The organism is Pseudomonas sp. PDM14 (genome assembly GCF_014851905.1).
Classification (GTDB): domain Bacteria; phylum Pseudomonadota; class Gammaproteobacteria; order Pseudomonadales; family Pseudomonadaceae; genus Aquipseudomonas.
Genome location: NZ_JACVAQ010000001.1, coordinates 976,246 through 988,807 on the forward strand (window position 1 = coordinate 976,246; position 12,562 = coordinate 988,807).

Consider the following 12,562-nt stretch of genomic DNA (forward strand, 5'->3'; position numbering starts at 1 on the left):
CCGGGAGAGGGCTAGGGTGAGGGAAACGTTAAGCACGGGCAGCCTGAGCCCCCTCTGCCGATGGGAGAGGGATGACCTGACCAATAACCCGCAATACAGCCCACGAATCAAACTAGCCCGCGCACTGCCCAACCCTTAGGGTGGTAAGCAAGCACGACGAGACCCGCCCATGAGCCAACCTGAACACCTGCGCAGCGACTACGCGCACTTCCAGCCGATTACCACGCGCTGGCACGACAACGACGTCTACGGCCACGTCAACAACGTCGTCTACTACGGCTTCTTCGACAGCGCGGTGAACACCTACCTGATCGAAGTCGGCGGCCTGGATATCCATGATGGCAACGTGGTCGGCTTCGTCGTCAGTTCGTCGTGCGACTACTTCGCCTCCATCGCCTTCCCCGAGCGCATCGAGGTCGGCCTGCGCGTTGGCAAGCTGGGCAACAGCTCGGTGCAGTACGAGCTGGCCATCTTCAAGGCCGACGAAGACCAGGCCTGCGCCGCCGGCCGTTTCGTCCACGTCTTCGTCGACCGTACGAGCAACCGCCCGGTAAGCATTCCCGACACCCTGCGCACGGCACTCGCTCGCCTGCTGCGCGACTGATCAAAAACAAAACTGAGGACTCCGCCATGCAAGACGCCGTCATCGTTTCAACCGCCCGCACGCCGATCGCCAAAGCCTTCCGTGGTGCGTTCAACGACCTCAAATCGCCGTCGATGGCCGCTGTCGCCCTGCGCGCCGCTGTTGAGCGCGCCGGTATCGAGCCGGGCGAAATCGAAGACGTGATCATGGGCACCGCCATGCAGGGCGGCACGGCCTCGACCAACCTGGCGCGCCTGTCGCTGCTGGCCGCCGGCCTGCCGCTGTCGGTCAGCGGGCAGACCATCGACCGTCAGTGTGCCTCGGGCCTGATGGCCATCTCCATCGCCGCCAAGCAGATCATGGTCGACGGCATGGGCGTTACCATCGGCGCCGGTCAGGAGCAGATCAGCCTGGTGCAGAACACCCACATGAAGTGGGCCGCTGCCGACTTCGACCCAGCCGTGGTGAAAATGGCCGAAAGCGCCTACATGCCGATGCTGCAGACTGCCGAGATCGTCGCCAAGCGCTACAACATCAGCCGCGAAGCCCAGGACGCCTACTCCCTGGAATCGCAGAAGCGCACTGCCGCGGCCCAGGCTGCCGGCCTGTTCGCCAATGAAATCGTCCCGGTCACCGCCACCAAGAAGCTGGTCGACAAGGAAAGCGGCGCCGTCAGCTATCAAGAAGTCACCCTCAGCCTGGACGAAGGCAACCGCCCGCAAACCGTGCTGGAAGACCTGACCAAGCTCAAGCCGGTGATCGAAGGCGGCTGCATCACCGCCGGCAACGCCAGCCAGCTGTCCGACGGCGCCAGCGCCAGCGTGCTGATGAGTGGCGCCCTGGCTGCCCAGCGCGGCATCCAGCCACTGGGCCTGTACCGCGGTATCGCCGTGGCCGGTCTGGCCCCGGAAGAGATGGGCATCGGTCCGGTGTTCGCCGTGCCGAAACTGCTCAAGCAGCACGGCCTGACCGTCGACGACATCGGCTTGTGGGAGCTCAACGAAGCCTTTGCTTGCCAGGTGCTGTACAGCGCGCAGAAGCTTGGCATCGACCCGGCCAAGCTCAACGTCAACGGCGGTGCCATCTCCATCGGCCATCCCTACGGCATGAGCGGCGCGCGCATGGTCGGCCACGCCCTGCTGGAAGGTAAGCGTCGCGGCGTGAAGTACGTGGTCATCACCATGTGCGTCGGCGGCGGCATGGGTGCGGCCGGGCTGTTCGAGGTGCTGTAAGCCTCGCACTGTTTGCTGAATAAAAAACGGAGGCCTCGGCCTCCGTTTTTTATTGGCTGATCGCCTCAACGGCCCGTGCTTGATCGTTCCCACGCTCCGCGTGGCAATGCAGCCCTCGACGCTCCGGCGTCAGAGCGCAGCTAGGTGCCGGCCCGCTACCTCGTGACGCAAAGCGTCACCAGACCGGCTACCACGCGTAGCGTGGGAGCCATCAGCCTGGAAAGCCCACGCCAGCAACCGATCATTCCCACGCTCCGCGTGGCAATGCAGCCCTAGACGCTCCAGCGTCAGAGCGCAGCTAGGTGCCAGCCTGTTGCCTCGTGACGCAGAGCGTCACCAGACCGGCTGCCACGCGGAGCGTGGGAACCATCGATCAGGAGCCCTCAGTTCTCCAGCCAGAAGCGGCTGTCCGCAGCAGGCAGGTCTTCCGGCAGGTCGTTTTCCAGAATCAGCAGGCGCCGCTCGTTGAGCCGGCTGCGCAGCACCTGTTTGCCGAAGTGGCGAAACAGCAGGGCCTGGAAGCTGCCATCGGCCTGGATCAGGCGCAGGCCTTCCTCGAAACGCTCGCGCAGGGCCGGATTGTCGCGGCTGAAGGTGAAGTACACCGGCAACTGGTAGACCAGCGCCAGGTTCGGCTCGACCATCAGGTTCGGGTACTGGCTGGCGCTCGCATCCAGCTCCGGCCAGGCCTCGTGTACGGCGCGGTGGTAGTAATCGAAGCGGTGGCTGCCTAGCATCGCCAGGAGGTTTTCCGGGCGTGAGGTGCCGACCACCGGCAGGCCGTTGAGGGCGAAGCGCGAGAAGTCGCTCCACTGGCTGACGAAGCCGCCGCGGAACTGGCGCAGGTCCTCCAGGGAGCGCACCTGGGCGAAGCGCGCAGCGTCATCGCGGCGGATCAGCAACAGGCGGTAGCCGAGCATGCCGGCGTGAATGTCGAAGCGCAGCATGTCGAAATGTTCGAGGCGCTCGGCACTCGGCGGCACGTAGGCCAGGTCCACTTCGCCATCGCGCAGTTGCAGCAGGCAACGCTCCTGCGGCGGGTCCTCAGCCTGCGCCGGGCCGATGCTCAGGTCGCCATGGCTGGCCGCCGTGCGCGCCAGAATCAGGTTGGCCAGTTCGATGCGGTAGGCATAACGCCCGGCCTCGTGCTGGCATACGCGCAACTCACCCGGCACAGGCTCCTGGGCGTGCGCAGCACTGCCCAGCACCAGCAGTGCGAACGCCCAGCAACAGGGTTGGAGGAAGGCGCGGGGCATGGGTTAGCGGGCCAGCGGCGCCCTCTCACACAGGCTGGCGAGCGCCTGCACCCATTGCGGGTGATCGTTGACGCACGGCACCAGCACCAGCTCTTCGCCGCCAGCTTCCTGGAACTGCTCCTGGCCACGAATGCCGATTTCCTCCAGGGTCTCGATGCAGTCGGCGACGAACGCCGGGCACATCACCAGCAGCTTCTTCACCCCAGCCTTGCCCAGCTCATCAAGGCGCGCTTCGGTATAGGGCTCGATCCACTTGTTGCGGCCCAGGCGCGACTGGAACGACACCGACCATTGCCCCGGCTGCAGGCCAGCACGGGCGGCAAACGCCTCGGCGGTGCGCAAGCACTGGCTGCGGTAGCACAGGGCCAGAGTCTCGGCGCTGACGCCTGCGCTGGTGGCGCTGGTCAGGCTGTGCTTCGGGTCTTTGACCAGCTTGCGGATGTGGCTTTCCGGCAGGCCGTGGAAGCTCAGCAGCAGGTGATCGAAGCCTTGCGCCAGGTGCGGCTGGGCGCTGGCGACCAGTGCGTCGAGGTACTCGGGCTGATCGAAGAACGGTGCCAGGATTTCCAGCTCTAGCTTGAGGTTGTGCGCGCGCAGAACCCGACGGGTTTCTTCGATCACCGTGGTGGTGGTGCTGTCGGCGAACTGCGGGTACAGCGGCGCCAGGGTCACGCGCTTGACTCCCTGCGCGGCCAGGCGCAGCAGCGCCTTCTCGATGGACAGCTCGCCATAGCGCATCGCCAGGTCGACCGGGCCGTGCGGCCAGTGCGGCTGCATGGCCTGCTGCAGGCGACGGCTGAGCACCACCAGCGGCGAGCCCTCCGGCCACCAGATCGAGGCGTAGGCATGCGCCGATTGCGCGGGGCGACTGATCAGGATCAGCGAGACCAGCAGGCGCCGCACCGGCCATGGCAGATCGATGACGTACGGGTCCATGAGGAACTGGTTGAGGTAGCGACGCACGTCCGCCACGGAGGTGGAATCCGGGGAACCGAGGTTGACCAACAGCAGGGCATGATCTGTCATGCAGCATCCTTGAAAAGGTCGGCCAGGGCCGAGTCGATATCGGGAAAACGAAAAGTGAATCCAGCGGCCAGCGCCTGCTCGGGCAAGGCTTTCTGCCCGCCAAGTAGCAGACCGGACAACTCGCCCAGACCGACCCGCAGCAGCGGAGCCGGCAGCGGCAGCAGTGCCGGGCGGTGCAGCGCGCGGCCCAGCGATTGTGCGAACGCCTTGTTACGGAGCGGTTGCGGTGCGCAGGCATTATAGGGACCGCGTGCCGATTCCTGCTGCAAGAGAAAGTCGATCAGGGCGATTTCATCCTGCAGGTGAATCCACGACATCCACTGCCGCCCGTTACCAATCGGCCCGCCGAGGCCGAGCCGGAACGGCAGCAGCAACCGCTTGAGAAAACCGCCATCGGCCGCCAGAACCAGCCCGGTGCGCAGCAGCACCACGCGAATGCCCAATGCTTCGGCAGCCTGTGCGGTTTCTTCCCAGGCGCCACACAGTTGCGCGGCGAAATCCTCGATCACCGGCGGGCTGTCTTCAGGCAGTTCGCGCTCGCCGGCGTCGCCGTACCAGCCTACCGCGGAACCGGAAATCAGTACCTGCGGCTTTTGCGCACGGCTGCCAAGCCAGGCCAGCAGCTGTTCGGTCAGGCCGATGCGACTGGCCCACAGCAGTGCCTTGCGCTTGTGCGTCCACGGGCGGTCGGCGATGGGCGCACCGGCCAGGTTGACCACCGCGTCCAGCGGGCCGTCACCGTACTCGGCGAATGTTCCGATGCCACGCACCTCGGCACCACAGCGCTCGGCGACTCGCTGGGGCGTACGACTGAGCACCGTGAGTCGATGCCCCTGCGCCAACCAGTGGCGGCACAAGGGGCGGCCGATCAAACCCGTACCGCCGGTCAGCAAGATGTGCATGATCCTCTCCTCTCGTGGCATCGACCGCCCGTCTCACCCTAGTCTGAATCATGCACGGGCAACGTGCCGTGTTTCGCCCCCCGGCACGTCACAGTCTCGACAGGAAGAGTCGCCGCGTCGTTAAAATCGCTACAACCAACGGCCGCGATACTCTGTCCAAACGGTTAGTGAGTCGGTAACAGACGTCCTTCGTCGCACGTACGGGTACGATCCGGCTTCAGGACACGAGGTACATCATGAGCGCACCCATCGCCATCATCGGCACCGGCCTGGCCGGGCTCTCCGCCGCCCAGGCGCTGCACACCGCCGGGCTGGCGGTCCAACTCTTCGACAAGAGCCGCGGCAGCGGCGGACGCATGGCCAGCAAGCGCAGCGACGCCGGCTCGCTGGACCTCGGCGCCCAGTACTTCACCGCGCGCGACCGCCGCTTCATGGAAACCGTGCAGCAGTGGCAGGCGCGCGGCTGGGTGGCCGAGTGGGACCCCCAGCTGTACAACAGCCGCGAGGGCCGCCTCAGCCCCTCACCGGACGAGCAGGTGCGCTGGGTCGGTACGCCCCGCATGAGCGCGATCACCCGCGCCATGCTCGGCGCCCTGCCGGTGCACTTCTCCTGCCGCATCACCGAGGTCTTCCGCGGCGAGCAGCACTGGACTCTGCAGGACGCCGAGGGCCAGAGCCACGGCCCGTTCAGCAGCGTGATCATCGCCACCCCCGCGCCCCAGGCGACTGCCCTGCTCGCCGCCACGCCGAAGCTGGCCAGCGCCGCGGCCAACGTGGTCATGGAGCCGACCTGGGCCGTCGCGCTGAGCTTCGCCACGGCGCTGGATACCCCGGTCGAAGGCTGCTTCGTGCAGGACAGCCCGCTCGACTGGCTGGCGCGCAGCACCAGCAAGCCCGGCCGCGACGCCAACCCCGATACCTGGGTCCTGCACGCCAGCAGCGCCTGGAGCCGCCAGCACCTGGACCTGGGCAAGGAGGCGGTGATCGAGCAGCTGCTCGGTGCCTTCGCCGAGATGATTGGCTGCGCGGTGCCGGCGCCCAGTAACGCCCTGGCCCATCGCTGGCTCTATGCGCGCCCGGCCAGCGGCCACGAATGGGGTGCCCTCGCCGATGCCGACCACGGCATCTACGTCTGCGGCGACTGGTGCCTGTCCGGCCGTGTCGAGGGTGCCTGGCTCAGTGGCCAGGAAGCGGCCCGGCGCCTGCTGGAACATCGCCGTGAGTAACCCGCACCGGCTCAACCCGCGCAAACTGCTGCTATCGAAGTGGACCGCGTGCCAGCCGCAGAACCGCGAGAAGCACTTTCTGGTCAGCGAGCTGTTCTGCGATGAAGAAGGCACGGTACTGCAGGTGGAACTGCAGGCCGTGCTCACCCGCCGCAGCCAGCGCCTGGACTGGCAGACCCTGCAGGACAGCGAGCGCTGGCAGATGGGCTGGCGCTAGGTCAAATCTCCCGGGCAAACGGCGGACAAGGCTCGGGCCGCACCATCTTGTGGGACAATGTCCGCCCCCGCTCGCCGAATCGTCTGTCATGCGCCAGAAACCGCCCCGCCCCGCCCCTCGCCCTGCCGATGCCGGCAAAGCGCTGCTGCACCCGCGCAACCGCCACCAGGGTCGCTATGACTTCCCCGCGCTGATCAAGGCCAGCCCGGAGCTGGGCGAGTTCGTCATCCTCAACCCGTATGGCAAGGAAAGCATCGACTTCGCCAACCCGGTGGCGGTCAAGGTGTTCAACCGCGCGCTGCTGCGCCAGCTCTACGGCATCCAGCACTGGGACATTCCCGAGGGCTACCTGTGCCCGCCGATCCCCGGTCGCGCCGACTACCTGCATGGCCTGGCCGACCTGCTGGCCGAGGACAACGGCGGCGAGATCCCCCGCGGCAAACCGGTACGCGTGCTCGACGTCGGCACCGGCGCCAACTGCATCTACCCGCTGATCGGCCACAGCGACTACGGCTGGCGCTTCCTCGGCTCGGACATCGACCCGGTCGCACTGGCCTCAGCACGGGTCATCGTGCAGTCCAATCCGGGCCTCGCCGGTGCCATCGAACTGCGCCAGCAGACCGCGCCGCAGCACATCTTCAGCGGCCTGCTGCAACCCGACGAGCGCTTCGACCTGACCCTGTGCAACCCGCCGTTCCATGCCTCGCTGGACGAAGCCACGCGCGGCAGCCAGCGCAAGTGGAAGAACCTCGGCAAGCTCGACCCGGCGCGCAAGCTGCCAGTGCTCAACTTCGGCGGCCAGGGTGCGGAGCTGTGGTGCGTCGGCGGCGAGGCCGGTTTCCTGCAGAAGATGGCCGAGGAAAGCGCCGCGGCAAAGTACCAGGTGTTGTGGTTCAGCAGCCTGGTGTCCAAGGCGAGCAACCTGCCGCTGGTGCAGACGGCGCTGCGCAAGGCCGGCGCCACATCCGTACGCACCGTGGAAATGGCCCAGGGCAACAAGCAGAGCCGCTTCGTCGCCTGGACCTTCCACAGCGCCGAGCAACGCGCCGCCTGGCTGCAATCGCGCAACGCGAGCTGACATGCCGTTCACCCTGCGCGCACCCAGCGAGCACCGCGAGGAAATCCGCAAGAGCCGCTTCCTCGCCCTCGCCGCGCCCATCGCCAGCGCCGAGCAGGCCCAGTCCTTCATCGAGGCGCACAGCGACCGCAGTGCCTCGCATAACTGCTGGGCCTGGAAGTGCGGCAACCAGTACCGTTTCAACGACGACGGCGAACCCGGCGGCACCGCTGGCCGGCCGATGCTGGCGGCCATCGAAGGGCAGGATTGCGACCAGGTGGCGGTGCTGGTGATCCGCTGGTACGGCGGCATCCCGCTCGGCACCGGCGGCCTGGCCCGCGCCTATGGCGGCAGCGCGGCAAAGTGCCTGCAGGCGGGCGAGCGAGTCGCCCTGGTGCAAAGGATGCAGGCGCGTTGCCATGTGCCATTCGCCGACCTGGCGCGGGTCAAGGCCCGGCTGGACGACTGGCAGGCATTGCTCGAAGAAGAGACGTTCGACGCCAACGGCGCCCTGCTGCGCCTGGCGTTGCCGGCGGATCAGCTGGAAACCGCCACCCACCAACTGGCCGACTTGGGGCGCGGGCGGATTCGCCTGCAGCGGTTGGTCTGAGGCGTGGCTAGTTGATCTCCCACACCCCACACGCCGACTGATCGTACCCACGCTCTGCGTGGGCATGCCGCCTTTGACGCTCCAGCGTCCACTTACTTCGCGGCCCACAACGCGGTGTTGTGGTACCTCACCGGTGGGCAGCCGTCACATCGCGTAGTCCTGCACCACCATGTGTGTCTTTACCCGCTGCATGCCGGGGAAGCGTTCGATCTCGTCACGGATTTCGGCGAGGCGTGCCATGCTCGCTGCCTCGACGAACACCAGCATGTCGGTTTCCCCACTGATGCCGCAGCACTGGCGGATCTCCGGAAAGGCGCGCATGCGCGCGGCGAACTCCGCGCAGCGGCTGTCCTTGTAGAACAGCTCGAGGAAGGCCTTGATCGCCCCTGCCTCGGGATCGACCACGCGGGCGTGATAACCCTGGATCACGCCGCCCTGTTCGAGCTGGCGAATCCGCTCACTGACGGCCGAGCGCGACAGACTCACCTCGCGGGCGATCTGGCTGACAGGGGTGCGCGCATCGGCACGCAGAAGGGCAATGATCTGGCGGTCGAACTTGTCCACGGCGAATCTCGAGCTGGCAGTTTCACGGTCGATTCCGTCATTTCGGCGGCCAATGGCGACGCCCTGACAGCGGCTTTATCGCAGGCCACTGCCTAACATGGCGGATCGAAAAAAGAAGCCGCGAGCATACATCATGAGTCGTCTGAACAAGGAGCTGGGGCTGCTGCAGGGAGCCGGCGTGCTCAGCACCTCGCTACTCGGAACCGGCATCTTCGTCGTCCCCGCGCTGGCCGCCACCGCTGCTGGTATAGCCTCGCTGTGGGCCTGGCTGCTGCTCATCGCCCTGGTGCTACCAATCGCCTTCACCTTCGCCCAGCTCGGCCGCCACTACCCTCACGCGGGCGGCGCACCGCATCTGATCGGCCGGGCATTCGGCCTGCGCATGGAACGCCTGAGCGCCTTCCTGTTTCTCGCCGTGCTGCCTGCCGGCCTGCCCGCCGCACTGAACATTGCCACCGGTTTCTGGCAAGCGTTGCTGCCCTTGAACACCGGCGAAGTGCTGGCCATCCAGCTAGCTACGCTGGTGGCAATGCTGCTGCTCGGCCAGCGCCCGGCAAAAGTCTCGGGAACGATCCAGGGCGCCATCGCCCTGGCGATCATCGGCACCGTCGGCCTGATCTGGTGGCTCGGCGACCTACCTCGCGCCAGCGTGCCGCTACTGCCACCACTGGCTGGCAACTGGCACCTGCTCCCTGGCGCGCTGGGCGTGATGTTCTGGTGCTTCGTCGGCATCGAGGCATTCACTCACCTGGGTGAAGAGTTCAAGCGGCCACGGCGCGATTTTCCGCTTGCCCTGTTGCTCGGCGTGCTGCTCGCCGGGCTGGTCTACTGGGCCTGCTCGGTGGCCGTACTGAGTTTCGCGGTGTACGGCGACGTGCACCGCGATGCCAGCTCGCTGCCGCGCATGCTCGACCTGTTGCTGGGTGAGAAGGCGCGCTGGCTGGCGGCGCTGATCGGTTACCTGGCCTGCTTCGCCTCGATGAACGTCTACGTACAGGGCTTCGCGCGCCTGATCTGGAGTTTGGCAGACGAGGGCAAACTGCCGGCGCAGCTGGCCACTCTAAATCGCCACGGCGTACCCGGCACCGCGCTGCTGATGGTGGTGCTGGGCTGCGCGTTGTGCACCTGCCTGGCCGGAGTACTGCAGCTGTCAGTGGACGCGCTGATCCGCTACGCCAACGGCAACTTCGTACTGATCTACCTGCTCAGCATGGCCGCCGGCTGGGTCCTGCTGCGCGGCGTGTGGCGTCTGCTCGCCGGCCTCAGCGCCCTTCTCTGCGGCGCCATGCTGGTGATGCTTGGCAGCGAAGCGCTGTACGCCCTGACCCTGCTCGCAGGCCTCGCACTGATGGGCTACTGGCGCGAGCGCCGCCCTCGCCCGATCGCCGATCAGGGCTGAAGCGTCTTGATGCTCAAGCGCCCGTGGATGACCAGTGCGCGGCGCTTCTTGCGGCTGATGGTCTGGTGCTTGTACAGCGAATACGCCGCCTGGAAACGTTGCGCGTCGATGTCCGATTGCGCCGCGAGCGCTTCAGCCACCAGTTGGTCGTAACGCGCTTCATCGATGAATTGTTTGATGAAACGGAAATAAAAGAAGCCGAACTGGAAGCCCAGCGCTTCGGGGCCGTACGCCGTGTCGCCGATGAAGCAGTTTTCCAGATCGACCACACGCAGGTCATGGGGCTGCGCGGGGTCGAGCATGATGTTCGCCGCCCACAGGTCGAGGTGGTGGATGCCCATCCCGTGCAACTGCAGCAGCAAGCCGAAGGCATCTTTGAGGAACGACTCGACGCAGGTTCCAGGCTGCTCCAGCCAATGCAGGCCGTTGACGTGATCGTCGAGCATCTCGCTGACCAGAAACAGCTCGCGGACCAGGCGCCGACCACGCCGACGATAGCCAAAGCCCCTGACGCCCGCGACCGGTGCGCCCAGCTGGGCCGCCTTCAAGGTGTTGATCAACTCGGCCACCGGCCAGTCGTAACCGACGTCGCGGCGCTGCATGCCCAGGGTCACGCGCAGGCGACACGGCAGGCTGTCGATTTCCACGGTCTTGACGAACAGACGCGAGCGCGGGCCGGCCAGGCAACCCGCCACACTGCGGCGCATGGGCCGCGTTCCACGCTCGCCGATCAGCGCGGCGATTGGCGGGAGAATGTCCGCCGCGGCCTGGTTATCCAGGTGCAGCGTCAGCTCGCCCTGACGCACGGTATGGGGAAATCTGGACCGGTAGGGTTTGAGGTAGCGCATCCGTCTGCTCCATGAAGGTGCGCGAAGATAACCAGTAGTCAGGCACTCAACCAAGCCCTATTTCACATATTTTTCACTTTTCCGATGTGTGCGCGTTAGCGGCAGAAAACCGCAACACGGATGCCTTTAATCGATCAATCACGCCAAAGTATTGATTTAGAGCAGGTCAAAATTAAACCTTGGTAGTCATCCACCCTTCGGCTATCGCCATGGCTACGGCCGTGCAAGCGCAGCTATCCTGTGCTGCAGGCACCGACAAGGACTCCCCATGCGCCGTATCCTCCGCGATCTGAAAATCATGCTGCTGACCAACCTGTGGATCGTGCCGGTGGTGGCCGCGCTGGTCGGGGCGCTGTTCTATTTCGTCGCACCGCCACCACCGATGTATGCGCGCATGGCCACCGGTGCCGCCACTGGCGGCTACCACGCCTTCGCCGAACGCCTGCGCGAGGAATTGGCAAGCCAGGGCTTCGAGCTGGAGCTGGTGCCCAGCGCGGGCTCGCGAGACAACCTGAGCAAACTGCAGAGTGGCGAGGTGCAACTGGCACTGGTGCAGAGTGGCCAGGAGCTGACCCTGGGCAGCGAGCAGCGTGAAACGCTGTCCGGCCTCGGCGTGATGTACCGCGAACCGCTGTGGCTGTTCACCTCGCGGAAGGTCAAGTTCGAGCGCCTGGCCGATCTGATGCAATGGCGCCTGGGCGTTGGCTCCGAAGACAGCGGCACCCAGGCGGTGACCGCGGCGTTGTTCAACGCCAATCGCATCGAGCCGGCGCAGTACCCCGCCACCTGGCAGCAGGTCGGCGGCAGCCGCGCTGCCGACGCCCTGCTCGCCGGCGAACTCGACGCGGCCTTCTTCGTCGGGCCGGCCGAGAACGCGCTGATCCAGCGCCTGGCCGCCGAGCCGACCCTGCGCCTGGTCAGCCTGCGGCGCACACCGGCCTACCTGGCACGCCTACCGTACCTGAGTGAGGTGCGCGTTGGCGAAGGCATGCTCGACATGCCGCAGAACACCCCCGAACGCGACATCGTCACCCTCGGCCCGGTCGCCACACTGGTGAGTGGCGAGAGTTTCCACCCATCGCTGACGCCACTGATCCTCGAGGCCGCGCGCAACGTGCTGAAGAATGGCAGCCTGCTCGACCCTGCCGGCCAGTACCCGGCGCGCCCGCCGCTGTCGCTGCAGACCCTGTCCGAAGCCGAGTACTACTACGACAAGGGCTTGCCGATCCTGCAGCGCTACCTGCCTTTCCGCATCGCCTCGCTGGCCGACCGCTACATCATCCTGGCCATTCCCCTGCTGGTATTGCTGTTCCCCCTGTTCAAGGCCATCGGCCCGATCTACCAGTGGCGCATCCGTGCGCGCATCTACCGCTGGTACAAGCACCTGCGCGAAATCGACCAGCGCCTGTACAAGGGCAATCTGTCCAGCGACCTCAGCGCCGAAATCAGCCGCCTGGAGAACCTCGAAGATGAACTGGCGCGGGTCGAGGTGCCGTTGTCGTACTCCAGCGAGCTGTACGAACTGCACATGCACCTGCGCTACATGATCGAACGTCTGCAGGCCTACCAGCGCCGCGGCAACGAGGCCGCTCCCGCCAAATCTGATAGCCAGCCTGCACCGGTCTGAGCCATACCCGCGAGC

Annotated in this window: 13 protein-coding genes; 8 read left to right on the plus strand and 5 right to left on the minus strand. The window is 66.1% G+C overall.

Annotated elements, in window-relative coordinates:
• Nucleotides 1–169 precede the first annotated feature (169 nt).
• Together IB229_RS04605 and IB229_RS04610 are read left to right on the plus strand one after the other, a co-directional pair.
• On the plus strand, nucleotides 170–604 hold the full coding sequence (locus IB229_RS04605; protein ID WP_192325411.1) for an acyl-CoA thioesterase: 435 nt from the start codon (nucleotides 170–172) through the stop codon (nucleotides 602–604).
• A 26-nt stretch (nucleotides 605–630) separates the two neighbouring features.
• Nucleotides 631–1,815: an acetyl-CoA C-acyltransferase gene (locus IB229_RS04610; protein ID WP_192325413.1), complete on the plus strand. Its 1,185-nt coding sequence runs from the start codon at nucleotides 631–633 to the stop codon at nucleotides 1,813–1,815.
• Nucleotides 1,816–2,198: 383 nt separating this feature from the next.
• Here the strand turns inward: IB229_RS04610 and IB229_RS04615 are convergent, their stop codons facing one another.
• From IB229_RS04615 to IB229_RS04625, 3 genes are read right to left on the minus strand one after another with little or no spacing between them, the layout of a single operon-like run.
• The gene (locus tag IB229_RS04615; protein ID WP_192325415.1) at nucleotides 2,199–3,071 is read right to left on the minus strand and encodes a substrate-binding periplasmic protein; all 873 of its coding nucleotides are present in this window, start codon (nucleotides 3,069–3,071) and stop codon (nucleotides 2,199–2,201) included.
• Between the two features lie 3 nt (nucleotides 3,072–3,074).
• Nucleotides 3,075–4,097, minus strand: a complete 1,023-nt coding sequence (locus IB229_RS04620) for a ferrochelatase (protein WP_192325417.1) — start codon at nucleotides 4,095–4,097, stop codon at nucleotides 3,075–3,077.
• Nucleotides 4,094–4,999: a TIGR01777 family oxidoreductase gene (locus IB229_RS04625; RefSeq protein ID WP_192325419.1), complete on the minus strand. Its 906-nt coding sequence runs from the start codon at nucleotides 4,997–4,999 to the stop codon at nucleotides 4,094–4,096. Before IB229_RS04625 ends, IB229_RS04620 begins: the two co-directional genes overlap by 4 nt.
• Nucleotides 5,000–5,235: 236 nt before the next feature.
• Between IB229_RS04625 and IB229_RS04630 the strand changes: the two genes are divergently transcribed.
• The 4 genes from IB229_RS04630 to IB229_RS04645 all read left to right on the plus strand — a co-directional run bounded on the left by IB229_RS04630 (nucleotide 5,236) and on the right by IB229_RS04645 (nucleotide 8,109).
• Nucleotides 5,236–6,225 carry an NAD(P)/FAD-dependent oxidoreductase gene (locus tag IB229_RS04630; RefSeq protein WP_192325422.1) on the plus strand — a complete coding sequence of 330 codons (990 nt, stop codon included), beginning with the start codon at nucleotides 5,236–5,238 and terminating at the stop codon, nucleotides 6,223–6,225.
• Nucleotides 6,218–6,442 (plus strand): TIGR02450 family Trp-rich protein, encoded by a 225-nt coding sequence (locus tag IB229_RS21830; RefSeq protein ID WP_412547771.1) that lies wholly within the window; start codon nucleotides 6,218–6,220, stop codon nucleotides 6,440–6,442. The genes IB229_RS04630 and IB229_RS21830 overlap by 8 nt, the downstream gene beginning before the upstream one ends.
• A gap of 88 nt (nucleotides 6,443–6,530) precedes the next feature.
• Nucleotides 6,531–7,520, plus strand: a complete 990-nt coding sequence (gene rlmF, locus IB229_RS04640) for a 23S rRNA (adenine(1618)-N(6))-methyltransferase RlmF (RefSeq protein WP_192325426.1) — start codon at nucleotides 6,531–6,533, stop codon at nucleotides 7,518–7,520.
• Between the two features lies 1 nt (nucleotide 7,521).
• Entirely contained in the window at nucleotides 7,522–8,109 is a 588-nt protein-coding gene (locus IB229_RS04645; RefSeq protein ID WP_192325428.1) for an IMPACT family protein, read from the plus strand.
• 144 nt (nucleotides 8,110–8,253) lie between these two features.
• On the opposite strand, the gene IB229_RS04650 is transcribed toward IB229_RS04645, so the two are convergent.
• Nucleotides 8,254–8,673 (minus strand): Lrp/AsnC family transcriptional regulator, encoded by a 420-nt coding sequence (locus IB229_RS04650; protein WP_192325431.1) that lies wholly within the window; start codon nucleotides 8,671–8,673, stop codon nucleotides 8,254–8,256.
• A 133-nt stretch (nucleotides 8,674–8,806) separates the two neighbouring features.
• Between IB229_RS04650 and yjeH the strand changes: the two genes are divergently transcribed.
• Nucleotides 8,807–10,072 carry an L-methionine/branched-chain amino acid transporter gene (yjeH, locus tag IB229_RS04655; RefSeq protein ID WP_192325432.1) on the plus strand — a complete coding sequence of 422 codons (1,266 nt, stop codon included), beginning with the start codon at nucleotides 8,807–8,809 and terminating at the stop codon, nucleotides 10,070–10,072.
• On the opposite strand, the gene IB229_RS04660 is transcribed toward yjeH, so the two are convergent.
• Nucleotides 10,063–10,920, minus strand: a complete 858-nt coding sequence (locus IB229_RS04660) for a hypothetical protein (protein ID WP_192325434.1) — start codon at nucleotides 10,918–10,920, stop codon at nucleotides 10,063–10,065. The two genes, yjeH and IB229_RS04660, sit on opposite strands and share 10 nt — an antisense overlap.
• Nucleotides 10,921–11,188: 268 nt before the next feature.
• On the opposite strand from IB229_RS04660, the gene IB229_RS04665 reads away from it, so the two are divergent.
• Nucleotides 11,189–12,547 (plus strand): TAXI family TRAP transporter solute-binding subunit, encoded by a 1,359-nt coding sequence (locus IB229_RS04665; protein ID WP_192325437.1) that lies wholly within the window; start codon nucleotides 11,189–11,191, stop codon nucleotides 12,545–12,547.
• Nucleotides 12,548–12,562: the final 15 nt, after the last annotated feature.